The following is a 23,197-nucleotide window of genomic DNA, read 5'->3' as shown; positions in this document are numbered from 1 at the left end:
AGCCTGGCTTTATTCTCCACATGGGAAGCAAGACCTTGAATGTAATGCTTGTATACATTCAGGGTCTTTTTGTTTACACTATATTTTTCATATAAATTGTATGAAGTATATATAGACTGGCAATATTAATTAAAAACTAACTAGGGGGTAAAAAATGTCTACTAAAAAAGCACTGAAATGGGTTGGATTCTGGATGGCATTAGCCATAGTATTTAATATCGGAATTCTGCTGATTGAGGGCCCTGCCAAAGCATCGCAATTCCTTGGCGGGTATGTTATTGAATTAAGTCTTAGTGTTGATAATCTGTTCCTATTCCTTATCTTATTTTCAAGTTTTGGAATAAAGCCTGCTTATCAGAGGCGAGTTTTAAACTACGGAATATTTGGAGCTATTGTTCTACGATTTATATTTATAGTTCTGGGAATAACTCTTGTTAACAAGATTCACTTCATTCTGTATATTTTCGGAGTAATATTGATAATCAGCGGTTTCAAGATGATGTTTGGTCACGAAAAACCTGTTGATCACAGGGATAATAAAGTACTAAAAATAATGGGTAAGTTTTTGCCAATGACAGACAAGATGCATGAAGAGAAATTCTTTATCGTAGAAAATGGTAAGAAATATGCAACTCCTCTGCTGGCGATACTTGTACTTATTGAATCCTCAGATATCCTTTTTGCCATTGATTCAATACCTGCTATTTTCTCAATATCTACTGACCCGTTTATAGTATATACCTCTAATATATTTGCAATTTTGGGACTCAGGAGCTTATATTTTGTTCTTGGGGCATTACAGGAAAGATTCAAATATGTTAAATATGGTGTTGCGCTCATACTTGTATTTACAGGTGTAAAACTTGGTATTTTATACTTTGACCTTGAAATACCGATAGTTGCCTCACTGCTTACAATATTTGCAATATTGGTAGGCAGCGTAATTTTCTCTGTATTTAAGTCGAAAGGCGAGGATAACAAGAAAAAAGAAGTTGAACTTAAAAAAGTAGACCTTTAAAAATGTATTAAATGGCCTAAGAAGCTTATGTAGCTCCTTAGGCCATTTTCATCAGCAGTCATGCTTATTTCCGCAACAGCACGCAATAATGAAAACAATAACAAGACCCCATATTACTCTTTCGTCGATACATTCACATCCACCAAAGAAACCTTTTTTGTTAGACATAGGTATACAACTCCCTCCAAAGATTAATGATAAACTTTTTAGCTTGGTAACTAAATGGCTAATAACATAGTATTCATTGCAGATAAATTGTGTTACACATCATTTAATAATTTGATTAGCATTATACGTTAAAGAAAATATAATGAAATATAAAACTCTTTAAGGTATACAGGAGGTATGTATGAGTTTAATTGGAAGAAAGAGGAGAAAGGGCAAAGCAGAAAACCTTCAGATTACAGCTCCTGAGAAAAGTCCAGTCATAAAAAAGCAACATATAAATTACAGCGAATATGAAGGACAGACGGTAACCGTATTTGTAAATTCAGGTGGAGGCGCCGGAAATGGGTTTACAGGGGTTTTGCTTCTACAAACTGATTTATACTTAAAACTGTTAATATTGCCGTCAGCACCGCCCCAATGCTCTTTAGGAAACGCTTGCTGCGCTAAGGATGTTAATTTATTGTTCTGCACTCTTTGTCCTTACAACCAATCAATAGGGACAATGGCTGAGATTCCTCTTGAAGCAGTAACTGCCTTTGTACATAATAGTATATGAAGCAATGGGTAAGTTATAATGTATCAGAAATTGAATATTGTGATACAATTACTATTAATATATTAAAATTACGTTAAAAAGGTAAATGTATGAATTTATGTGAAAAGTTTGATTTCCCCGAAAATGCGGGACATGTTATAAATAAGCTCAACGAAGCCGGATACGAAGCTTATTTTGTTGGAGGCTGTGTAAGAGATAGTATCCTTTGCAAGGCACCCTATGATTGGGACATAACAACAAATGCATTACCTGCCGATATAAAGCAATTATTTGACAAAACCTATGATACAGGGATAAAGCATGGTACAGTTACCGTTCTTTCAGGTGAAATGAGTCTTGAAGTTACAACCTACAGGATTGATGGAGATTACAAAGATTTTCGTCGCCCGGAAAAGGTTGAGTTTACATCCAGTCTTAAGGAAGATTTGGCAAGAAGGGATTTTACCATTAATGCTATGGCATATCATCCCGAACATGGTCTGGTTGACTTTTTCGGAGGGTTAAAGGATTTAAAAAAGCGGGTGATAAAAGCAGTTGGTGACCCGAAGCAGAGGTTCAGGGAAGATGCTTTGCGTATGCTGAGGGCAATAAGATTCAGTGCACAGTTGGGCTTTTCCATTGAAGAAGCTACATTTGAAGCTATAAAAAACAATTCGGCACTTATAGCCAATATCAGTAGTGAAAGGGTAAGGGATGAGCTGAATAAAACCTTGGTGTCACAGCATCCTTTGCATTTCAACTACCTCCACCAGACAGGGATATTGCCATATATTCTTCCTGAGTTTGAAAGATGCTACAAAACCGAACAGGTAAATCCTTATCATGTTTACAATGTAGCTGACCACACAATGTTTGCGGTAAAAAGTATTGATAATGACCATATCCTCAGGTGGACAATGCTTTTGCATGATGTGGGAAAACCACCAAGAAAAACAACTGATGCAAAAGGAATAGACCATTTCTACGGGCATCAGGCAGTAAGTAGTCAAATTGCGGAAAAAGTTCTTAATCGGTTGAGATTTGACAAGGAATCTATAAAAAAGATTGTTTTACTTGTAAAACACCATGATATGGATATAGAGGATAATCCGAAATCCATAAGGAAGGCAATAAATAAAATTGGTGATGAATTGTTTCCCCTATTGCTAAAGGTTCAGAAAGCTGATAAAATGGCTCAGAATCCGGATTTTCTTCCTGAGCGGATTATTAAGTGGATAAAAATAGAGAAAATTTATTCAGATATAAAAAGCGAACAGCAATGCTTGAATAAAAAGGACATGGCTGTTAACGGAGATGATTTGATACTGCTGATTGGAATGAAACCAGGCATAGAAATACGAGAAATGCTGGATTATTTATGCGATTGTGTATTGGAATGTCCGGAGCTTAATGAAAAACAAAAATTATTGGAACTTGCGAAGAAGCATATGAATTAGGGGAGCGATTATGTACGGTATTGGTACAATTGTAAATGCAGGCGCTGTAATAGTTGGGGGATTGGCAGGGACGCTGCTTAGAAATGGTATATCTGAAAGATACAAGAAGATTGTAATGCAGGCCATAGGTCTTTCGGTAGTTTTTATAGGTATATCGGGTACAATTAAGGAAATTGTAACTATAGTCGATGGCAATAAGTTGGACAGGCAGTATATAATGCTTATGATTTTCAGCTTGGTAATAGGTGGTCTGGTGGGTGAGTTCCTGAGAATAGAGAAAAGGCTTGAAAGCTTGGGAACATGGTTTCAAAAAAGGATTCCTGACAAAGGAGGTTCTTTTTCCGACGGCTTTGTGACTGCAAGTCTTGTTTTCTGTGTAGGTGCAATGGCTATAGTTGGGGCTTTGGAAGACGGCCTTTCCGGGAACCCTTCAACATTATTTGCAAAATCTATTCTTGACGGGGTTACATCTTTGGTATTTGCTTCAACACTAGGTATTGGAGTTGCGTTTTCGGCTATACCCGTATTAGTTTATCAGGGTGGAATAACTCTACTTTCGGGAGTAATAAAACCATGGCTTTCAGATGCTGTAATTTCTCAGATGTCCCTTATAGGAGGAGTATTAATATTTGCAATAGGTATTAATCTTTTAGAGATAAAGAAGATAAAAGTAGGAAATTTACTTCCGGCTGTTTTTATACCTGTTTTTTACTACATAATAAAAATGCTTTTTATGTAGAAAAATTTACTTTTTTTCAATAAACGTGTTGACAAATCAATTGCTGCTAGGTATAATATCTCTTGCAGTCAGTGATGCGGGTTTAACTCAGCGGTAGAGTGTCACCTTGCCAAGGTGAAAGTCGCGAGTTCAAATCTCGTAACCCGCTCCACTATTTGCGGGTGTAGTTCAATGGTAGAACATCAGCCTTCCAAGCTGATTGCGTGGGTTCGATTCCCATCACCCGCTCCATTAAAACAATAAAGAGACTCAAACCTTATGGTTTGAGTCTCTTTATTGTTTTAGCTATTATTGTATACTCACATATTAAAACCAAGCGGAACTCAAGCGAGAGACACCCTCCACGATTTTTTCTTCTGACAAACTGCTGTATCCCATTAGAACCATATTATCGGAGTAATTCTGTACATTAATCCAATAATTTGATACAGGATAAACCTTGACCTTGACCTTTCGGGCAGCCTCTATAAGCTCTTGTTCCGACATACCATTATCTACTTCTAGTAGAATATGCAGACCGGCATTCTTGCCATGTACAGTTGTACGTTTACCCATCTGACTATTTAAGGTACTGATTAATGTATCATGCTTTCGTTTGTTAATTACCGATATTTTATTCAGAAACCTATTCCAATGTCCTTGCTCCATAAAGTGATACATGGTTTTCTGTTCAAGCCAAGGGATAGAGCAGTTACAATGTGAAAATTTGGATAGGTATATTTCTAACAATGTTTGAGGTAAAACAATGAAGCCCATCCTGAGGCCGGGGGCCAAGGCTTTTGAAAAGCTATTGATATAAATCACTCTGCCATTTTGGTCAAGTGAGTGAATGGAGGGAATAGGTCTGCTGTTATAACGTAGTTCGCTGTCATAATCGTCCTCGATAATGTATGCAGCGTTTTGGTTCGCCCAATCTAAAAGGTGAAGACGTTTATTAACAGGCATGACAATTCCGGTGGGAAACTGGTGTGATGGAGTAGTGTATAAAAGCTTTGCCTCTAATAATTTTAACTTGTCAGAATCAATACCCTCCCCTGTAAGGGGGACGGGGTTAAGCCTATAGCCGTTGTTGATAAAGGTCTCCCTTGCACTATCAAACCCCGGTTCTTCTACTGCAACAGTTTTTGTAGCAATTAATTTACAAATAAGGCTCACCGCAGACATTGCTCCGGAACAAAGAACAATCTGTTCCGGACTGCAAATAACACCTCTTGATTCATGAAGATATTTCATAATCTGAATTCGAAGTAACAAATCACCATTTTTTTCATTGTAATCTGTGAGTCCTCTAATTTCATCGGACAGCAATACATGATTAAGTAGTCTGCGCCAGATACGAAGAGGAAAGTTTGCAATATCCAATTTACCATATTGAAAATCAAACATTGCAGCCTCCGATGGCTGAACTTCTTCAGTATTGCTTGTGAAATCAAGCAGTTTAGTGTTTGGGCTTATCATATTGGGTATGTCTATCTTTTGCACTGTATAGCCGCTACCAACCTTGCCAAGAACATAGCCTTCAGAACAAAGCTGCTGATATGCACTGTCAACAGTGTTTCTGGCAACCATGAGAGTCTTCGCCATTGTTCTGATTGGTGGAAGCACGCTTCCTTCACATAAATCACCTGATACAATTTTATCTTTTATCTGTTGATAAATCTGTATATATAACGGTTTATATGAGTACTTGTCTATAATTAGCATCTGTTTACCTCTGAATTGTACCTATTTATATTTTAGTAATTGTCACTTTTAATAGTAACAATTTTACAGTATACTGCAAGAGAAAAATCAAGTTTTTAACAAGGAGGATACAAACAATGCAACACAGAATGAAAACCCACATGATGACCAAGGAAAAAATTGAGTATTTGCTGAATCGAACCACAACATGCAGTATTGCTACATTGAATGCGGATGGAACACCTTATGTTACTCCAATGCACCATATCTTTCACAATGGTTACATATATATGCATGGCCTGCCCAAAGGCACAAAGATTGACAATATCAAAGCAAACCCCCGAGTAAGTATTACTGCCTATGAGATGGACAGCTTACTGCTAGATCCGAAGGGCAATGCCTGTGATACCAACACAAAATATCAAAGTGTAATTATTTCGGGTGTGGCTGCCATAATTACAGAGGTTGATTATAAAAGAGAAATTCTGATGGAGATAGTAAAAAAATACACACCACAGTTGTCGGACACTGTTTTGCCGGAAAATATGGTTGCAGGAACAGCGGTTATTAAAGTACAGATATTAGATATTACAGGAAAATACTATGGTTGATGATTTACAATAGTTAAGCAAGAGTTTCTTGCGGCTCAGCTTAGGATATTTTACCGTCGCTCACATTCATCGTCCATGATTCATTGTGTCGCTAAAACCTACCTCGTGCAGGTTTTTTGGTAAAATATCCCACTTCGCCGATAAACAAATGCAAATATCTTTAACCAAGCTTCCATTGATATAATTTATACTCCTTAAGTACAGGAGAAAGATAAAAATTAATTTTAAGACAACTCCTTTTTCATGTAGTTTCACATGTAATAATCTTATAGGAGCTACTTCAGCGAGAAAATCATAAAAATCCGAATGAAGGCAATCCATATTCTATAAAATAATATATAGGATTTTTTTGCTTTTGTGGGTATAAGAGAGGTTGAATGAGAATACATTGGTGAAAACATACGGTCAAGGCACAGTTTTGCTACAGCCCATTTCCTTTTTATCTCCATTATAATATAATAATAAGGTATGTATCAAAAACAAAATAACAGGTGTATTGTGTTAGTATAATATACAATGAATTGAGGTGTTTCAGATGTTTTCTGTAACCATAAGAGAGATAATGGAAGAGTTTCAGCTCGAAGAATTAACCGGAACCCCGGACTACGAGAATGTGGAAATCTCATCAGCCGATGTTAACAGGCCGGGATTACAGCTTGCAGGATATATGGAATATTTTGGAACGGACAGAATGCAAATAATAGGTAAAGGTGAAACTGCCTACCTGATGCAGCTGACAGAGGAAGAACGGTATAAGAGACTGGAAAACTTCTTTAAATGCGGGTTTCCGTGTATGGTTGTAGCAAGAGGATTAGGGGTTTTCCCTGAAATGATAGAAGTAGGCCGTAAATATAAAATTCCGGTTTTAAGGACTGATGATGTAACATCCAGATTTATGAGTGGTGTTATAAGATATCTGAATCTTCAGCTTGCACCAAGAACAAGCATGCATGGCGTTCTTGTAGAAGTATACGGCGAAGGTATACTGATACTGGGAGAAAGCGGAGTTGGAAAAAGTGAAATAGCTCTGGAACTTGTAAAAAGGGGACACAGGCTTGTAGCTGACGATAATGTTGAAGTCAGAAAGGTTTCGGATAAGACCCTTGTAGGTACTGCTCCTGACATAATACGTCACTTTATAGAGATAAGAGGTATCGGTATTCTTGATGTAAAAAACCTCTATGGTGTAGGCTCTGTTAAAATGACAGAGAATATAAACCTAGTAATAAAGCTGGAACATTGGAACGATAAGAAAATATATGACAGACTTGGCCTTGAAGATGAATTTACCGAAATATTAGGTCTTGCAGTTCCCTGTCTTAATATCCCGGTGAGTCCCGGAAGAAATCTGGCAATTATAGTTGAGGTAGCTGCCATGAACAACAGGCAGAAGAAAATGGGATACAATGCTGCAAAAGCACTTAGCGAAAGAGTACTGGGAAATATAAATAAAGATATATAAATACAATTAAAACCCGGTTGGGGAGGTAGGATTATTGAATATAGTTGTTGATACGCACACACATACAGTTTCAAGCGGACACGCATACAGTACAGTACAGGAAAACGCAAAAGAAGCCTACGCAAATGGAATTAGCATGATTAATATTTCAGACCACGGCCCTGCGATGAAGGGAGCTCCATTTCTATATCATTTCGGGAATCTTCGAGTCATACCGGATATATTGTATGGGGTAAGGATTATTCGTGGAGTAGAAGCTAATATAACAGATTATAATGGTACGGTTGATATGCCGGAGAGATACTTAAAAATGTTGGAGCTGGTTCTGGCCAGCTTTCATGATATCTGTATAGAACCGTCTACCGTTGAAAATCATACCAATGCAGCTATTGAAATATTGAAAAATCCATATATAGATATCTTTGCTCATCCCGGAAATCCCCAATTCCAGATAGACATTGAGAAGGTGGTTAAAACCGCCAGGGATTACAATAAACTTATTGAGCTGAACAATCATTCCTTTAATGTTCGTAAGGGAAGTGAAGATAATTGCTGGGAAATAGCCAGAATGTGTAAAAAATATGGTGTAAGGATAACAACAGGGACTGATTCACACATTAGCTTTAGTATTGGCAGATTTGATAATGTCATGAAGATTTTAAAAGAAGTGGAGATGCCGGAAGAACTGGTTATTACTACTTCTGTTGAGAAGATGGAAAATTATTTGTCTGAAAGGAAAAAACGTATTGAGAAATAGATATTCCAGTGAAGGAGGAATGGGTTATATTACAGAATGAGGAGTTTGTGCAGAAGCTGGTTTATGTTGCCGGAAAGGACGGAGTGTCAGTTAATGAACCTATGGCTAATCATACCTCCTTTAAAATAGGCGGTCCTGCTGATATAATGACTTACCCGGGAAACAGCAATCAATTAGTGAATATAGTAAAAGAGTGCGTGAAATCCAATATTCCATATATGGTTATGGGAAATGGTACTAATCTTCTGGTGTCAGACAAGGGAATCAGGGGTGTTGTAATTAAAATATATGACAATCTGGCAGCCTTTAAGGTTGACAATGATACAATCGAGCTTGAAGCAGGAATGCTTGTTTCAAAGGCTTCTAAGCTGGCACTTGAATATTCACTTACAGGGCTGGAGTTTGCAGAAGGTATTCCCGGCACTGTGGGAGGGGCAGTAACCATGAATGCAGGAGCCTATATCGGTGAAATGTGTATGGTAGTTCACCAGACCGAGTATATGGATGGAGAAGGAAATATCATAACTATAACCGGGGATGAACATTGCTTTTCATATAGAAGCAGTATCATACAGAAATCCAAGGGGATAGTTCTTAAAACAAGATTAAAACTTCAAAAGGGTGACAGTGTAAATATAAAGGAAAAAATGGATGAGTTCAATTTTAAGAGAAGGGATAAGCAGCCTTTGGAATGGCCCAGTGCAGGTAGTGTCTTCAAAAGACCACAGGGATATTTTGTGGGCAAGCTTATTGATGATTGCGGACTCAGAGGATACGGAATTGGCGGGGCACAGATATCAGACAAACACAGCGGCTTTATTATAAATCGTGGAGGCGCTACATGCAGTGATGTTTTAGCCTTGATAAAGCATATACAAACTACTGTTGATGAGAGGTTTGGAGTTCAGTTAGAGCCTGAACTAAGGATTATAGGAGACTTTAACTGATAAAGAATACACATACAAAAGATTTGGGGGATTAGGATGAGATTTGTAATAGTTACGGGAATGTCAGGTGCGGGCAAAAGCCTTGTTACCAATTATTTGGAGGATATAGGATTTTTCTGCGTTGATAACCTTCCTCCGGCACTGATTCCCAAATTTGCCGAAATCAGTGCCCAGAGCGAGGGGAAAATGGAAAAAATTGCTCTGGTTATAGATATCAGAGGCGGTGAACTTTTACACGACCTTTTCCCTGCTTTGGCAGAGGTCAAAGAATCCGGTTTCAGCTACGAAATACTTTTCCTTGAAGCAGATGACGATGTTCTTGTAAAAAGATATAAGGAGAGCAGAAGACAGCATCCTTTAGCACCTGAAGGTCGTCTTATTAAGGGAATCAGGGAAGAAAGAAAGGCCCTTCAGACCATAAAATCAAATGCAAACTATATAATAGATACATCAACTCTTGTAACCAGACAACTTAAACAGGAGATAAACGGCATATTCTTGGAAGGCAAGACTTTCAAGGGAATAGTAATCAATGTGGTATCCTTTGGTTTTAAATACGGGATTCCAACAGACTGCGACCTTGTTTTTGATGTCAGGTTTATACCTAATCCATATTATATAGCTCCAATGAAGAAGCAAACAGGAAAAGACCTGATGGTTAAAGAATTCGTACTAAATGCTTCGGAAACAAAGGAGTTTATATCCAGGCTGGATGATATGCTGGATTTCTTAATTCCAAATTACATAAAAGAGGGAAAATCCCAGCTGGACATCGGAATAGGTTGTACGGGAGGAAGACACAGGTCTGTTGCAATAGCAGATGAAATATATAGAAGGCTGGAAGAAAAATTACATAGGGTTGTAATTGAACACAGGGATATTGAGAAAGATGGTAAAGGGGTTGGAAAATGAGTCGTTTCAGTTGGATGAAGCCTGGTGCCAGAATCAAAAGGTGGATAGTACTGCTTTCGGCAGGTATAGCCTTAATATGCTTCAGTATACTATTTACCATTTATAATTACGGTAAGGGAGTCCCGTACATTATTGAAATGGCTACTTTGGCGTTTTTGGGTCTTGTCGGTGTTTTTGCAGCGTTCAAACTTCTTGTGAAAACATTTACAGGTAAATCAATGAACGGACAGGATATAAGCAGCCTTCTCCATGAAAAGAAAATATCTGTCAAGGGTCCTAAGGTAGTGGCAATAGGAGGCGGTACAGGCCTTTCTACCATGTTGAGAGGACTTAAACAGTATTCGTCAAATCTTACTGCATTAGTTACCGTAGCAGACGATGGAGGCGGTTCAGGGGTATTACGTGAAGACCTTGGTATGTTGCCTCCGGGTGATATACGAAACTGTATACTTGCCTTGGCAGATACGGAGCCTATAATGCAAAAACTCCTTCAATACAGATTTCAGGATGGAATGTTAAAAGGACAGAGCTTTGGAAACCTGTTTCTGGCTGCTATGGATGGTATTTCTGACAGCTTTGAAGAGGCTGTTAAAAAAATGAGCGATGTTCTGGCGGTAACAGGAACAGTATTGCCTATTACACTGGAAGATGTCAGGTTATGTGCCGAAACAGACAATGGAAACACAATTCTTGGGGAGTTTAACATAGGCCACAGAAGTGACGGCGATAAATCAAGAATAAACCGTGTTTTTCTCAATCACAACAAGGTTAAGCCCTTGAATGAAGCAATTGAAGCCATCATGGAAGCGGATATTGTTGTGTTGGGCCCCGGAAGCCTTTATACAAGCATAATACCAAATCTTTTGGTTGATGGTGTATGTGATGCACTGGGAAAAACAAGGGCTGTTATAGTATATGTTTGTAATGTAATGACACAGCCGGGTGAAACTCAAGGCTACAAATTAAGTGATCATATAAAGGCGATTGAAAAACACTCTCACAGGGGGTTGATTGATTACTGTATAGTAAATACATCCACGATTCCTGAAGAAATGGCAGAAAGATATAGAAACGACGGAGCTGAGCTTGTCAAGGTTGACTTTGACGTAGTAAAGAAAATGGGTATTGAGATAATTACCGGAGATTTTAAGAGTATTAATAATGGTTTTGTAAGGCATGACTCCAACAAGCTGTCAAAAAAGATTATGGAACTGGTAACTGAGCTTGTTCTGGCAAATGACGGAGACAGAATACTTGACTATTATTATGCAAAAGATAAAATAAATAAAATCGGAGGCTGATAACATGGACTTTGGAAAAAGCAGTTGGTACAGCTACCAGCAAGGCTGTCAAAGAGAATGGTTACTCACAAACGGCATCGGAGGTTACTCTTCCTTGTCTTTGATATGTTCCAATAACAGAAGATACCACGGTTTACTGGTTTCTGTATCAGTACCTCCCACCAAAAGGCAGCTTTTTCTCTCCAACATTCTCGAAAACATGAGCTTTGAAGATGGAGATACCGTATCTTTCAGCTCCTTTCAAACAGGCAGTGGTTACATAAATAACGGGTATACACATCTGCAAAGGGTTGAATACAATTTTCTTCCGGAATTTGTATTTTCCTATAAAGATATTTTTATTAAAAAGAAAATATCAATGAAGCAGGGCGATAACACAGTAATTGTTCAGTATGAGGTGCGAAACGGACATAAAGAAGCGGTGTTCAAGCTTACTCCCCTTATAAACAACAGAGACCATCATCATACCAGTAAAAGCAGTCATTTTAAATTCAGCTTAAAACATGAAGCAAATGTAATCCGTATATCAGGAGATGGAGAATCGGAAATCAGGTTTCTGGTTGATGGCGGAGAATTTAAAAGCTATAATGACTGCTTTTTTTATGACATGCTTTATGAGGTTGAGAGAGAACGAGGGTTGGACTGTACAGAAGACCATTTTATACCGGGCTGCTACAGTATAAAAATTAAACCATGGGAAACAAAAACAGTTTCTTTTATTGCAACAATTGAAACCTATGACTTAGAGGGTATAAATGCCACAGAGGTTATTCAATCCCAAGAAGAACGGTTAAAAGAGCTTCTGGACAGGGCAGGTCTTCAAAATCAGTTATGCAGAAGATTGGTACTTGCTGCTGATAGCTTCATAGTATACAGAGAATCAACAAAATCAAAGACTGTAATAGCCGGGTATCCATGGTTTACAGATTGGGGTCGGGATACAATGATTGCCTTTAGCGGACTTACATTGGCAACGGGCAGATATGAGGATGCAAAGGATATATTGCTGACATTCTCAAAATATGTTAACTATGGACTTATACCAAATATGTTTCCCGATGACGGGAACGAACCGGCGTATAACAGTGTAGATGCTGCTTTGTGGTATTTTGAGGCAGTTAACAGCTATATTTCTTATACGAAGGACAGTGATTTTATTCAGAATAATATATACGGCTGTCTCAAGGATATATGCAGCGGATTTATAAACGGAACCATCTATGACATTAAAATGACGGAGGATGGCCTCGTAACGGCAGGCAGCGAAAATACACAGCTGACATGGATGGATGCAAAGGTAGGAGACTGGGTAGTCACACCCCGTCATGGAAAAGCCGTAGAAATAAATGCCTTGTGGTATAACGCTTTAATGATTATGTCCTCCCTTGCAGAAAGATTCGGTGATATTGACAGCTATTCTGCTATAGCCTCCAAAACCAAGGAGTCCTTTCAGAAGGAGTTCTGGAATGAAAAGGATGAGTGTTTGTATGATGTAATTAATTCTGGCGGTAAAGATGCAGATATCAGGCCAAATCAGATTCTTGCCATAGGACTTACTTATCCCGTTGTTGACGGACAAAGGGCTGAGAAAATATTGAATAAGGTGTGGGAAGAGCTATACACTCCTTATGGACTCAGGTCATTATCCCGTAATAACAGTGGATACAAAGGAGTTTACTGCGGAACCCAGCTTGAAAGAGACGGTGCATACCATCAGGGTACAGTCTGGACATGGCCTTTGGGAAGGTTTATAAAAGCATACATTCACATAAATGGCGGAACAGAACAGGCTCGGCGAAATGCCCTGGAATTTGTATACCCGTTTTTGGAACATGTTAAAGATGGAGGATTGGGCAGTATTTCTGAAATATTTGACGGGGACAATCCACACTATCCCAGAGGATGCTTTGCACAGGCTTGGAGTGTTTCTGAGATACTGAGGGCTGCTGTTGAAGACATAGGTATTGACCAGCTTGGATAAAGAAATAAATTATTAGTGTGCGGGAGTGTTGTTAAGTGTCTTTTTCAACTGTAGTAAAAGATGAGCTTTGCAGGATTGAGCTGCATGAGGAATGTTGCATGAAATCCGAAATTTTAGGGGTTATTCTTACAGGTAACCTTTTTTCCCATGAAAAAGTATTAAGAAATACAAAAGTGGTTACTGAGAACGCTGCTTTTGCCAGGAGAATATATTCAATATTCCGTAGAATATACGGTATATGCCCGGAGGTTGCTATCAGAAGAAGCAGTAAACTCAAAAAGCATATATCGTATTCTCTTACTCTGGTACCGAACCAGATGATAAACAGGATACTGTATGACTTTGGAATCAGCGCTTTTTCCGGAGAAGAATATATTCCAACTGCAAGTACACTTGAAAAGGTATGTTGCAGAAAGAGTTTTTTGAGAGCTGCTTTTCTTTCGGGAGGTTCAATAAGCGACCCTGAAAAGACGTATCATCTGGAAATAGCAACTCACAATAATATGTCTGCTGAAATAATAAAAGATTTGTTAAATGATTATGATATAAACACAAAGATAATCAAACGCAAAGGCAGCTTTGTGGCTTATATAAAAGAAGGTGAGCAGATAGTGGATTTCCTTAATATCATTGGTGCTCACACAGCTCTCATGGAGCTGGAAAACGTAAGAATATTAAAAGATATGAGGAACAGCGTAAACAGGATTGTAAACTGCGAAACTGCGAATCTTGAGAAAACCGTAAACGCTTCCATCAGACAAATAGAAAATATAAAGTATATTCAATCCACAATAGGAATAGACAAGCTCCCCGAGAACCTTGCAGAGATAGCAGAAGCAAGGCTGGAATTCAGCGATGCCAGCCTCAAAGAGCTTGGAGAAATGCTTCACCCCAAGCTTGGAAAATCAGGCGTAAACCACAGGCTGAGAAAGCTGGATGAAATTGCTGACGAAATTAGAAAAAATAATGAAAGGTAAATTCAGGGAAATATAGAATTGATACTGTGAATAAATAAATAGGAGGAAACAGGTTTGGATGTTAAACTTTCAAAAAAAGGGACAACCCTTGTTGTTAGAATAATGGAAGATATGGACCATCATTCGGCACAGTATCTCAGACAAAAGATAGACAATGAAATTACCAAGGCAACTATAAAAAATATCGTATTTGATTTTACAAATGTAAACTTCATGGACAGCTCCGGTATAGGTGTTGTTGTAGGTAGGTACAAAAATGTATGCAAGTTGAACGGCAAGGCGGCTATAGTAAATGCAAATCCAAAAGTATTGCAAATATTTGAGATGTCTGGCGTATTAAAGATTATTCCTGTGTACAACAGTTTGGATACAGCTATTTCAAGCATGTGCGGTTAATATTGTAACATCATGTTAAAGAGAGTGAGGAAGAAAAATGCAACTGGTTAATGAGATGAAGCTTGAATTTATGAGTAAATCCAATAATGAATCCTTTGGAAGAGTTGTTGCTGCGGCATTTGCGTCTCAGCTTGACCCTACTGTAGAGGAACTGGCGGATATAAAAACGGCTGTTTCCGAGGCTGTGACAAATGCCATAATACATGGCTATGAAGATTCGTCAGGAACAGTAGAAATGATTTGCAGACTATATGACGAAGGTATTTTGATAATCATATCAGATAAAGGAAAAGGGATAGAAGACATTGAGCAGGCACGCCAGCCTCTTTACACTTCAAAGCCGGACATGGAACGCTCAGGAATGGGTTTTACAGTTATGGAGAGTTTTATGGACAGCGTCGAAATAGTTTCTGAACCCAACATGGGTACAACTGTCACAATGTTTAAAAAATTAAAATCTTAGTTATTATTTAAGATAAAAAATAATTCCGGGGGTTGGAGTTTTTTACTTTCATATGTAAATAATTAGAACTTATGTATAAAAATATAAATTACAGCCAATAATTAGATTATATAAGATTTCATTCCCCAAGAAATAAGATACGGCCTGCGACAGGCAAAATTTGTGACAGAAAGGTTTAGGCAGAAAATATGAAGGAAACATCAGATGATGCTGTTTTAACTCTTATAATAAAGGCCAAGGCTGGCGACAAACAAGCCCAATCCGTTCTCGTTGAAAGGAATGTAGGCCTTGTATGGAGCATTGTTAAGAGATTTCAAAACAGAGGATATGAAGTTGACGATTTATTTCAAATAGGAAGCATTGGATTAATCAAAGCTATAAACAAGTTTGATACATCTTATGATGTCAAATTTTCTACATATGCTGTTCCTATGATAATCGGTGAAATAAAAAGATTTATCAGAGATGACGGAATAATAAAAGTAAGCAGATCTCTCAAGGAGATTTCCTCTAAAGCACGTATAACCAAGGAGATTATGAGCAAAGAACTTGGTAGAGAGCCTACGATTAATGAAATAGCACAGCGTATGAATATTTCACCTGAAGAACTTGTCATGGCAATTGAAGCCGGATGTACTCCGGAGTCTCTGTACAGTACTATAGGAGATGGAGACAATTCGCCCATTCTGCTTATAGACAGAATAGATGCAGCCGACAATAACTGCGAAGTAGATCTTATTGACAAAATAGCCATACGTCAAATACTGGATACACTTGATACCAGAGAGAGACAGATAATCATATTAAGATATTTCAAGGAAAAGACACAGGTGCAGATAGCAAAACTACTGGGGATTTCTCAGGTACAAGTTTCCAGAATTGAAAAGAAGATACTGAGAGATATTAAATCTAAAATGATTGCAAACAATAATTAAAGTCAAGGGTTTATACATCATAAGAGGTGGCATTTTGATATGATTAACAACTTTAAAACAGGGAAAATTGCTTTCTTAAAAACCAAAGCTATTATTGCAGTCATAGCTGCTTTGATTTTGGGAGCTATCATAATTGTGTTGCTACTCACGGGTTTCCCGTCATCAAAAAAAGTACACAACAAGGGCGTTTATGTATTAAACCAAGGTCTTATTGAATTAAGATTGTAACATAAAAAAAATTTACCATAATAAATAGAATGAAAATGCAAAGTATATTAATTATAACAAATTGCATTTTCATTTTTTTATGTTCATATGGGAGGTCTTTTATGAAAAAGAGTTTTACCAAGGATCAATACTCAAAATACGTTGAAGAAGTCTCGCCGAAATCTAAAATTTTTACAAATGTTTTAAAGGCTTTTCTGGTTGGAGGTATTATATGTGATATTGGACAGCTATTTATTAATTTACTGAAAAATAGAGGTTTGGACAATGATGCGGTATCCGCCATAACCAGTATTATAATGATTTTTTTGGCAGCACTTTTAACGGGACTTAACGTTTATGATGAAATAGGCAAGTTTGCCGGAGCAGGCTCCATAGTACCAATTACGGGATTTGCAAACTCAGTAGTATCCCCTGCTATGGAATTTAAGTCCGAAGGATATGTCCTTGGGATGGGCGCAAAAATGTTTATTGTTGCCGGGCCTGTAATAGTATACGGAATTTGTACATCAATAATCGCAGGTATTATACACTACCTTATTTCTTAATAACCGAAAACAAAAAAATAGCTGTGGCTAAAGGAGGCTGACAAAATAAACATGGCAGAAAAGCATATCGGAAGGCAAACTGTATTCTTAAAAAACCCACCTTCCATTAAGGCAACGGCATCATTTGTTGGGCCAAAGGAAGGTAAGGGCCCTTTAAAAAACGATTTTGATTTTATTATTCCCGATGAATTATGGGGAGAAGACAGTTGGGAGAAAGCTGAAAGCAAGCTTGTAAGAGAGGTTTTTGCAAAAGTTATTCAGAAGGCAAAACTCACAAATGATCAAATAGATTATGTTTTGGCAGGAGACCTTTTGAACCAGTGCATTGCAGCAAGCTATGGACTTAGAGAAACTGAAGTTCCATTTTTTGGCTTGTATGGAGCGTGTTCAACCATGGCTGAATCAATGAGTATTGGAAGTTTGTTGGTTGACGGAGGCTTTGCGGAAAACATAGTCTGTATGACTTCCAGCCATTTTTGCTCGGCTGAAAGACAGTTCAGGTTTCCTCTTGAATTGGGAAGTCAGAGAACTCCCACTGCACAGTGGACTGTAACGGGCTCAGGCTCGGTAGTACTGTCTGCGAATGGTGCAGGTCCATATATAAAGCATATTACAACCGGGAAAATTAATGATTTGGGCATAAAAGACGCAAATAATATGGGAGCGGCTATGGCTCCGGCAGCAGCAGATACCATATTCGCTCATTTTAAGGATACAGGACTTCAGCCTGATTATTATGATCTTATTGTAACAGGTGATTTAGGCAAGGTGGGAAAGCAAATTTGTCAGGAAATGCTGAAGGACAACGGGCTTAATATAGAATCCAGATTCAATGACTGCGGAGTAATGATATTTGACGGAGAAACCCAGGACACACATGCGGGAGGCAGCGGATGTGCATGTTCGGCAACGGTGCTTGCAGGGCATATATACAAGCAGCTGATTCAAGGGAACTTAAAGAGAGTGCTTTTTGTTGCTACAGGGGCATTAATGAGTCCCATAAGTTCTCAGCAAAAGGAATCTATACCGGGTATTGCACACGCGGTGGCTATTCACAGAACACTAAACTGATGAGGTGAAATAATGACTTACTTAAATGCTTTTATAGTCGGTGGGATAATTTGCGCCATCGGTCAAATATTGATAGACAAAACAAAATTAACATCTGCACGGATATTGGTTGTTTATGTTGTAGCAGGAGTAGTATTGGCGTCCCTTGGGATATATCAAAAAATAGTTGATATAGGAGGGGCAGGTGCCACTATTCCCTTAACCGGATTTGGATATAGTCTGGCAAAAGGGGTATTCAGGGATGTGGATGAAACAGGACTGCTGGGAGCATTTACGGGAGGATTTAAAGCAGGTGCTGCAGGACTTGCCGCTGCTGTATTTTTCGGGTTCATGATGGCTGCAATATTTAAACCAAAAGCAAAAAAATAAACAAGTTAGAAGAATATTTAAGGTCAAGGCTAAAGTAATTGGTTAGTTTTGATGAACTAAATATTCTTCTTTTTTTACTTTTTAAAAAAATATATGGAATTTTACCTTAAAATTGTTTATAATTGAAGAAGATTTTTTTATACTCATCAACGATATTTGGAATGTAGAAGAACAATACATATAAACAAGGTGGATGAATTATGAATATAGAGTATATAAACCCATTTATTGAAGCAAGTCAGACAGTTCTTAAACAAGTTGTGAACGTTGATGCTAGGTTGGGAAAAGTGTTTTTGAAAAATTCTCCTTATCAAGGAGAATCTATACTTATAATTGTGGGAATTACTGGTAAAATTCGTGGACAAGCCATTTTTACGATGTCCAAGGGAGTAGCGTTTAAAATTGCTTCAGCTATGATGATGGGTATGCCGGTTGACGAATTAAATGAAATAGCAAAGAGTGCATTGTCCGAGCTCACAAATATGATATTGGGCAATACAGCCACTTTACTTTATAATAAAGGAATCGGTATAGAAATTACTCCTCCTTCATTGCTGCTTGGTGAAAATTTGCAAATTTCCCAGTCTAAAATGAAGACAATATGTATACCTTTATATCTGTCGGATAATGAGATTCTTGAAATTGATATATCCGTTCAGGATTGAGAAATTATAAGTAAAATGATAAAGTAAAATAAACATACAATAAAAAGATGGTTACTAACCATCTTTTTATTGTATGTTTATTTTAGTAGATTCTTTGATATGTTACTGAAAGGACTGTGATTAAATATGGCATTTAATATAGTACTGGTAGAACCCGAAATTCCACAGAATACAGGAAATATAGTGAGAACCTGTGCAGCAACGGGAACTGTGCTGCATCTTGTGGGGCCTCTTGGATTTTCAATAGAAGATAAATATCTTAAAAGAGCCGGGCTTGATTACTGGGATGAGGCAGATGTGAGGTATTACAACAACATTAACGAGTTTTTTGAAAAGTTTCCGGGAAAAACCTTTTATTATTCAACCACTAAAGCAGTAAATAACTACTGTGACGTACAGTTTGAAGATGACAGTTTTATTCTGTTCGGAAAAGAAACAGCAGGCCTTCCCGAGGAACTGTTGAGAGATAATAAGGAGTATTGCATAAGAATACCTATGAAAAAAGGCATCAGGTCCCTAAATCTCTCAAATTCAGTTGCAATTGTTTTATATGAAGCTCTAAGACAGCAGAATTTTAAAGAAATGAGACTCGAAGGACATATGGTAAAATACGAGTGGTAAAAATATTATGGTGTTTAATTTCAAAAAATGGGTATATTAAAAAAGTATAATAAAAAAGTACGGACTAAGAGAGGGTTAAAATGGTTAATAGAACCAGACTTGTTGATGAATTTTTGGAATTGGTCAAAATAGACAGTTTATCGCTAAAAGAAAGGCAAATGTGCGATTTACTGAAGCAAAAGCTTGAAAATATGGGATATATGCCTGTGGAGGACAATGCAGGAGAGAAAATCGGAGGAAACAGCGGAAATATAGTGTGCACCGTTAAGGGAAACAAGAAGGTTCCTGCTATTATGCTGGGGGCACATATGGACACTGTAGTTCCCGGAATAGGTAAAAAAGCCATTGTGGACGGAGATATAATCAAAACCGATGGATTAACAATTCTGGGAGGAGATGATGCTTCCGGAATAGCAATTATACTGGAGACATTGAAGATTCTCAAAGAAGAAAACATTCCTCACGGTGATATACAGATAGTATTTACTGTAGCTGAAGAAATCGGATTACTTGGAGCAAAAAATCTGGACTACAGCAAAATACAAGCAAAATACGGATTTATTCTGGACAGCGACGGGAGAATAGGCTGTGCAGCCGTAAAAGCTCCTTCACACAACAAGATAAACGCAGTAATAAAAGGTAAAGCAGCTCATGCAGGTATGGAGCCTGAAAACGGAATAAGCGCATTTACAATTATGGCACATGCTATAACAAACATGAAACTTGGAAGAATTGACGAGGAAACAACGGCAAACATTGGTATAATTCATGGCGGAACAGCTACAAACATTGTATGTGACAGGGTTGAGCTTGAAGGGGAAGCCAGAAGCAGACAGCAGAATAAGCTGCAGGCCCAGACTGAGCATATAAGGGACTGTTTTGTACAGGCGGCAGAAAAGTTTGGAGGACAGGTTGATTTTGACTATGAAATGGAATATCCTGCATACGATTTACCGGCGGATTCAGCAGTTTTGGGTATAATGAAGTCAGCCGCAGAAGACTGTGGTATTGTGTTTGAGACAGTAGTTACCGGAGGCGGCAGCGACACAAATATTATTAATTCAAAAGGAATTGAAGCTGTTGATATGAGCATTGGAATGACCAATGTACACAGTGTTAAAGAACAGATATCAATAAAGGATATGATAGATGCCACTACTTATCTTATTGCAATTATACAAAACGTCAAATAACTGACAAACAGGCAGCTAACAGGGGGATATATATGTTGCAAACTATTTTAATAGATAAGGAAATATCTATTAACGACAAGGAATGTTTCGATAAATACTTTGAAACATCCCATGTCCTTGCATCTGAAATGAATTTTACAAACTTTTTCATGTGGAAGGACCACTATAAAATAAGATTCGGAATAATATATGAGTTTTTATGCATAATGTCAGTAAGAGATGAGTCGAAACCTTTTTGTTTCTTCCCGGTAGGAGATTACAAAAAAGGAGAAGACTTAAAAAAGACTATATACGCAATAAAGGATTACTTTGACCAAGAGGGGTGGAATTTAATATTCTCAAGAGTTACCAAACAACAAAAGGAAATTCTTGATGAAATTGGAATCGCATATAACGCAATAGAGGATAGAGACAATGCGGATTATGTATACACCGTAAAAAGTTTATCAACATTGGCCGGTAAGAAGCTTGACGGTAAGAGGAACCATATTAACAAGTTTAAGAAACTTTATAGCTATGAGTATGAAGAAATAACACCTGCTAATATACAGGACTGCAAAAATATAGTAGAAAAATGGTACCAACTGAGGGAACAATCAGGTGACGAAAGTCTTTCCAATGAAAGAATTGCAAACAATAAACTCCTGGATAATTACGAAATACTTGGTTTAAAGGGCGGATTAATCAGAGTTAACGGTAAAACAGAGGCTTTTACGGTCGGAGAACAGCTTAATAAAAATACCGCAGTAATTCATGTTGAAAAGGCAAACGCTGAAATTCACGGCATTTACACAGTGATAAATCAGCAGTTTATAAACAATGAATGGCTTCATTTGGAGTATGTAAACAGGGAACAGGATATGGGAATTGCGGGGTTAAGAAAGGCCAAATTATCCTATAATCCTGATCACTTGATAGAAAAATACACAATAGAAGTTTGTTAAATATTTATTAAATTAAGCGTATATACTATTGAAAATGTTTTTGAAATATTATAGAATTATTTTGGTTTAGGAAAAGGAAACCAATTGTTTTGTCGATAAGCATTAATTTGCTTGACTTAATTAATAAAAAAACTTAGGAGGTAACACCAATGGCAGTAAAAATGGGTATTAATGGTTTTGGACGTATTGGACGTCTTGTTTTCAGGGCTGCAATAAACAACCCTAATGTAGAAGTAAAGGGAATCAATGATCCATTCATCGATCTCGAGTACATGAAATATATGCTTACTTACGACACAGTTCATGGTAAATTTGAAGGAACTGTTGATGTAAAAGATGGCAAATTAGTTGTTAACGGTAAAGAAATCGCAGTATTTGCAGAAAAAGATCCGACAGCTATAGCTTGGGGAGCTTGCGGTGCTGATTACGTTGTTGAATCAACAGGTGTATTCACTACTACTGAAAAAGCTTCAGCTCACATCAAGGGTGGAGCAAAGAAAGTTGTTATCAGTGCTCCTTCTGCTGACGCTCCAATGTTCGTAATGGGCGTTAACGATGACAAGTACACTAAGGACATGACAGTTGTATCAAACGCTTCATGTACTACTAACTGCTTGGCTCCTTTAGCAAAGGTTATCAACGACAACTTCGGTATAGTAGAAGGTCTTATGACTACAGTTCATGCTGCTACTAACACTCAGAAGACTGTTGATGCTCCTTCAATGAAAGACTGGAGAGGCGGAAGATCAATCCTCGGAAACATCATTCCTTCATCAACCGGTGCTGCAAAAGCAGTTGGAAAGGTTATTCCAGAATTGAACGGAAAATTAACTGGTATGGCTTTCAGAGTTCCTACAGCTGACGTTTCAGTTGTTGACCTCACAGTTCGTCTTGAAAAATCAGCTACTTACGAAGAAATCAAAGCAGCTGTTAAGACTGCTTCAGAAACTAACCTCAAGGGTATCCTCGGATACACTGAAGATTCAGTTGTTTCAACTGACTTCGTTCATGATGCACGTACTTCAATCTTCGATGCAGGCGCTGGTATCGCATTGAACGGAAACTTCGTTAAGTTAGTATCATGGTATGATAATGAATGGGGTTATTCAAACAAAGTTGTTAACCTTATCCAACACATGGCTGAAGTTGACGCTAAATAATTAAAGTTTTAATATATACAGCACTGTACTTAGATGTGATAAATCCATCTAAGTACAGT

General features: G+C 37.7%; 25 protein-coding genes and 2 tRNA genes. 26 read left to right on the top strand and 1 reads right to left on the bottom strand.

Translation table 11 applies throughout. The annotated features are described in order from the left end of the window. Window positions 1-154: 154 nt before the first annotated feature. The 6 genes from P0092_RS15570 to P0092_RS15545 all read left to right on the top strand — a co-directional run bounded on the left by P0092_RS15570 (window position 155) and on the right by P0092_RS15545 (window position 4,148). Window positions 155-1,018, top strand: coding sequence for a TerC/Alx family metal homeostasis membrane protein (locus P0092_RS15570; protein WP_276186961.1), 864 nt, complete (start codon window positions 155-157; stop codon window positions 1,016-1,018). Window positions 1,019-1,367: 349 nt separating this feature from the next. Then, window positions 1,368-1,742: a hypothetical protein gene (locus P0092_RS15565; protein WP_004616596.1), complete on the top strand. Its 375-nt coding sequence runs from the start codon at window positions 1,368-1,370 to the stop codon at window positions 1,740-1,742. Between the two features lie 89 nt (window positions 1,743-1,831). Next, a complete protein-coding gene (locus P0092_RS15560; protein ID WP_004616597.1) occupies window positions 1,832-3,178 on the top strand; it encodes a CCA tRNA nucleotidyltransferase in 1,347 nt (448 codons plus the stop codon). Between the two features lie 10 nt (window positions 3,179-3,188). Next, window positions 3,189-3,917 carry a DUF554 domain-containing protein gene (locus P0092_RS15555; RefSeq protein ID WP_004616598.1) on the top strand — a complete coding sequence of 243 codons (729 nt, stop codon included), beginning with the start codon at window positions 3,189-3,191 and terminating at the stop codon, window positions 3,915-3,917. A gap of 76 nt (window positions 3,918-3,993) precedes the next feature. Then, window positions 3,994-4,068: transfer RNA gene (locus P0092_RS15550), tRNA-Gly, on the top strand. 6 nt (window positions 4,069-4,074) lie between these two features. Then, window positions 4,075-4,148, top strand: a tRNA-Gly gene (locus tag P0092_RS15545). Between the two features lie 75 nt (window positions 4,149-4,223). Here P0092_RS15545 and pdxR read toward each other — a convergent pair. Then, window positions 4,224-5,621, bottom strand: coding sequence for a MocR-like pyridoxine biosynthesis transcription factor PdxR (gene pdxR / locus P0092_RS15540; RefSeq protein ID WP_004616599.1), 1,398 nt, complete (start codon window positions 5,619-5,621; stop codon window positions 4,224-4,226). Between the two features lie 116 nt (window positions 5,622-5,737). On the opposite strand from pdxR, the gene P0092_RS15535 reads away from it, so the two are divergent. The 20 genes from P0092_RS15535 to gap all read left to right on the top strand — a co-directional run bounded on the left by P0092_RS15535 (window position 5,738) and on the right by gap (window position 23,138). Next, entirely contained in the window at window positions 5,738-6,211 is a 474-nt protein-coding gene (locus P0092_RS15535; protein ID WP_004616600.1) for a pyridoxamine 5'-phosphate oxidase family protein, read from the top strand. A gap of 535 nt (window positions 6,212-6,746) precedes the next feature. Further along, window positions 6,747-7,673, top strand: coding sequence for an HPr(Ser) kinase/phosphatase (gene hprK / locus P0092_RS15530; RefSeq protein WP_004616601.1), 927 nt, complete (start codon window positions 6,747-6,749; stop codon window positions 7,671-7,673). 34 nt (window positions 7,674-7,707) lie between these two features. Continuing rightward, on the top strand, window positions 7,708-8,430 hold the full coding sequence (locus tag P0092_RS15525; RefSeq protein WP_004616602.1) for a phosphatase: 723 nt from the start codon (window positions 7,708-7,710) through the stop codon (window positions 8,428-8,430). Window positions 8,431-8,477: 47 nt separating this feature from the next. After that, window positions 8,478-9,377 (top strand): UDP-N-acetylmuramate dehydrogenase, encoded by a 900-nt coding sequence (gene murB, locus P0092_RS15520; RefSeq protein ID WP_479692042.1) that lies wholly within the window; start codon window positions 8,478-8,480, stop codon window positions 9,375-9,377. Window positions 9,378-9,413: 36 nt separating this feature from the next. Beyond that, entirely contained in the window at window positions 9,414-10,289 is an 876-nt protein-coding gene (gene rapZ / locus P0092_RS15515) for an RNase adapter RapZ (protein ID WP_004616604.1), read from the top strand. After that, complete coding sequence (locus P0092_RS15510) at window positions 10,286-11,590, top strand: gluconeogenesis factor YvcK family protein (protein WP_004616605.1); 1,305 nt, start codon at window positions 10,286-10,288, stop codon at window positions 11,588-11,590. The genes rapZ and P0092_RS15510 overlap by 4 nt, the downstream gene beginning before the upstream one ends. Before the next feature lie 4 nt (window positions 11,591-11,594). After that, the gene (locus tag P0092_RS15505; RefSeq protein WP_004616606.1) at window positions 11,595-13,571 is read left to right on the top strand and encodes an amylo-alpha-1,6-glucosidase; all 1,977 of its coding nucleotides are present in this window, start codon (window positions 11,595-11,597) and stop codon (window positions 13,569-13,571) included. Window positions 13,572-13,606: 35 nt separating this feature from the next. Then, on the top strand, window positions 13,607-14,548 hold the full coding sequence (gene whiA, locus P0092_RS15500) for a DNA-binding protein WhiA (protein ID WP_004616607.1): 942 nt from the start codon (window positions 13,607-13,609) through the stop codon (window positions 14,546-14,548). A gap of 54 nt (window positions 14,549-14,602) precedes the next feature. Further along, on the top strand, window positions 14,603-14,944 hold the full coding sequence (spoIIAA, locus tag P0092_RS15495; RefSeq protein WP_004616608.1) for an anti-sigma F factor antagonist: 342 nt from the start codon (window positions 14,603-14,605) through the stop codon (window positions 14,942-14,944). A gap of 37 nt (window positions 14,945-14,981) precedes the next feature. After that, window positions 14,982-15,407: an anti-sigma F factor gene (spoIIAB, locus tag P0092_RS15490; RefSeq protein ID WP_004616609.1), complete on the top strand. Its 426-nt coding sequence runs from the start codon at window positions 14,982-14,984 to the stop codon at window positions 15,405-15,407. A 188-nt stretch (window positions 15,408-15,595) separates the two neighbouring features. Continuing rightward, window positions 15,596-16,342, top strand: a complete 747-nt coding sequence (gene sigF, locus P0092_RS15485; RefSeq protein WP_004616610.1) for an RNA polymerase sporulation sigma factor SigF — start codon at window positions 15,596-15,598, stop codon at window positions 16,340-16,342. Window positions 16,343-16,381: 39 nt separating this feature from the next. After that, entirely contained in the window at window positions 16,382-16,570 is a 189-nt protein-coding gene (locus P0092_RS15480; protein WP_004616611.1) for a hypothetical protein, read from the top strand. Window positions 16,571-16,671: 101 nt separating this feature from the next. Beyond that, a complete protein-coding gene (gene spoVAC / locus P0092_RS15475; protein ID WP_004616612.1) occupies window positions 16,672-17,115 on the top strand; it encodes a stage V sporulation protein AC in 444 nt (147 codons plus the stop codon). A gap of 51 nt (window positions 17,116-17,166) precedes the next feature. After that, a complete protein-coding gene (gene spoVAD, locus P0092_RS15470; RefSeq protein ID WP_004616613.1) occupies window positions 17,167-18,186 on the top strand; it encodes a stage V sporulation protein AD in 1,020 nt (339 codons plus the stop codon). Between the two features lie 12 nt (window positions 18,187-18,198). Next, window positions 18,199-18,555 (top strand): stage V sporulation protein AE, encoded by a 357-nt coding sequence (spoVAE, locus tag P0092_RS15465; RefSeq protein ID WP_004616614.1) that lies wholly within the window; start codon window positions 18,199-18,201, stop codon window positions 18,553-18,555. Window positions 18,556-18,755: 200 nt separating this feature from the next. Next, window positions 18,756-19,220, top strand: coding sequence for a chemotaxis protein CheX (locus P0092_RS15460; RefSeq protein WP_004616615.1), 465 nt, complete (start codon window positions 18,756-18,758; stop codon window positions 19,218-19,220). A gap of 126 nt (window positions 19,221-19,346) precedes the next feature. Next, window positions 19,347-19,841 carry a tRNA (uridine(34)/cytosine(34)/5-carboxymethylaminomethyluridine(34)-2'-O)-methyltransferase TrmL gene (trmL, locus tag P0092_RS15455; RefSeq protein ID WP_004616616.1) on the top strand — a complete coding sequence of 165 codons (495 nt, stop codon included), beginning with the start codon at window positions 19,347-19,349 and terminating at the stop codon, window positions 19,839-19,841. Between the two features lie 80 nt (window positions 19,842-19,921). Next, window positions 19,922-21,034 carry a M20/M25/M40 family metallo-hydrolase gene (locus tag P0092_RS15450; protein ID WP_004616623.1) on the top strand — a complete coding sequence of 371 codons (1,113 nt, stop codon included), beginning with the start codon at window positions 19,922-19,924 and terminating at the stop codon, window positions 21,032-21,034. 32 nt (window positions 21,035-21,066) lie between these two features. Then, window positions 21,067-21,978, top strand: a complete 912-nt coding sequence (locus P0092_RS15445) for a DUF2156 domain-containing protein (RefSeq protein WP_004616625.1) — start codon at window positions 21,067-21,069, stop codon at window positions 21,976-21,978. A gap of 149 nt (window positions 21,979-22,127) precedes the next feature. Further along, window positions 22,128-23,138 carry a type I glyceraldehyde-3-phosphate dehydrogenase gene (gene gap / locus P0092_RS15440; protein WP_004616627.1) on the top strand — a complete coding sequence of 337 codons (1,011 nt, stop codon included), beginning with the start codon at window positions 22,128-22,130 and terminating at the stop codon, window positions 23,136-23,138. Window positions 23,139-23,197 lie beyond the last annotated feature (59 nt).

Source organism: Ruminiclostridium papyrosolvens DSM 2782 (assembly GCF_029318685.1).
GTDB lineage: Bacteria > Bacillota > Clostridia > Acetivibrionales > DSM-1351 > Ruminiclostridium > Ruminiclostridium papyrosolvens.
The sequence above is the reverse complement of the archived record's forward strand: the minus strand, read 5'-3'. Positions and strand labels throughout refer to the sequence as shown.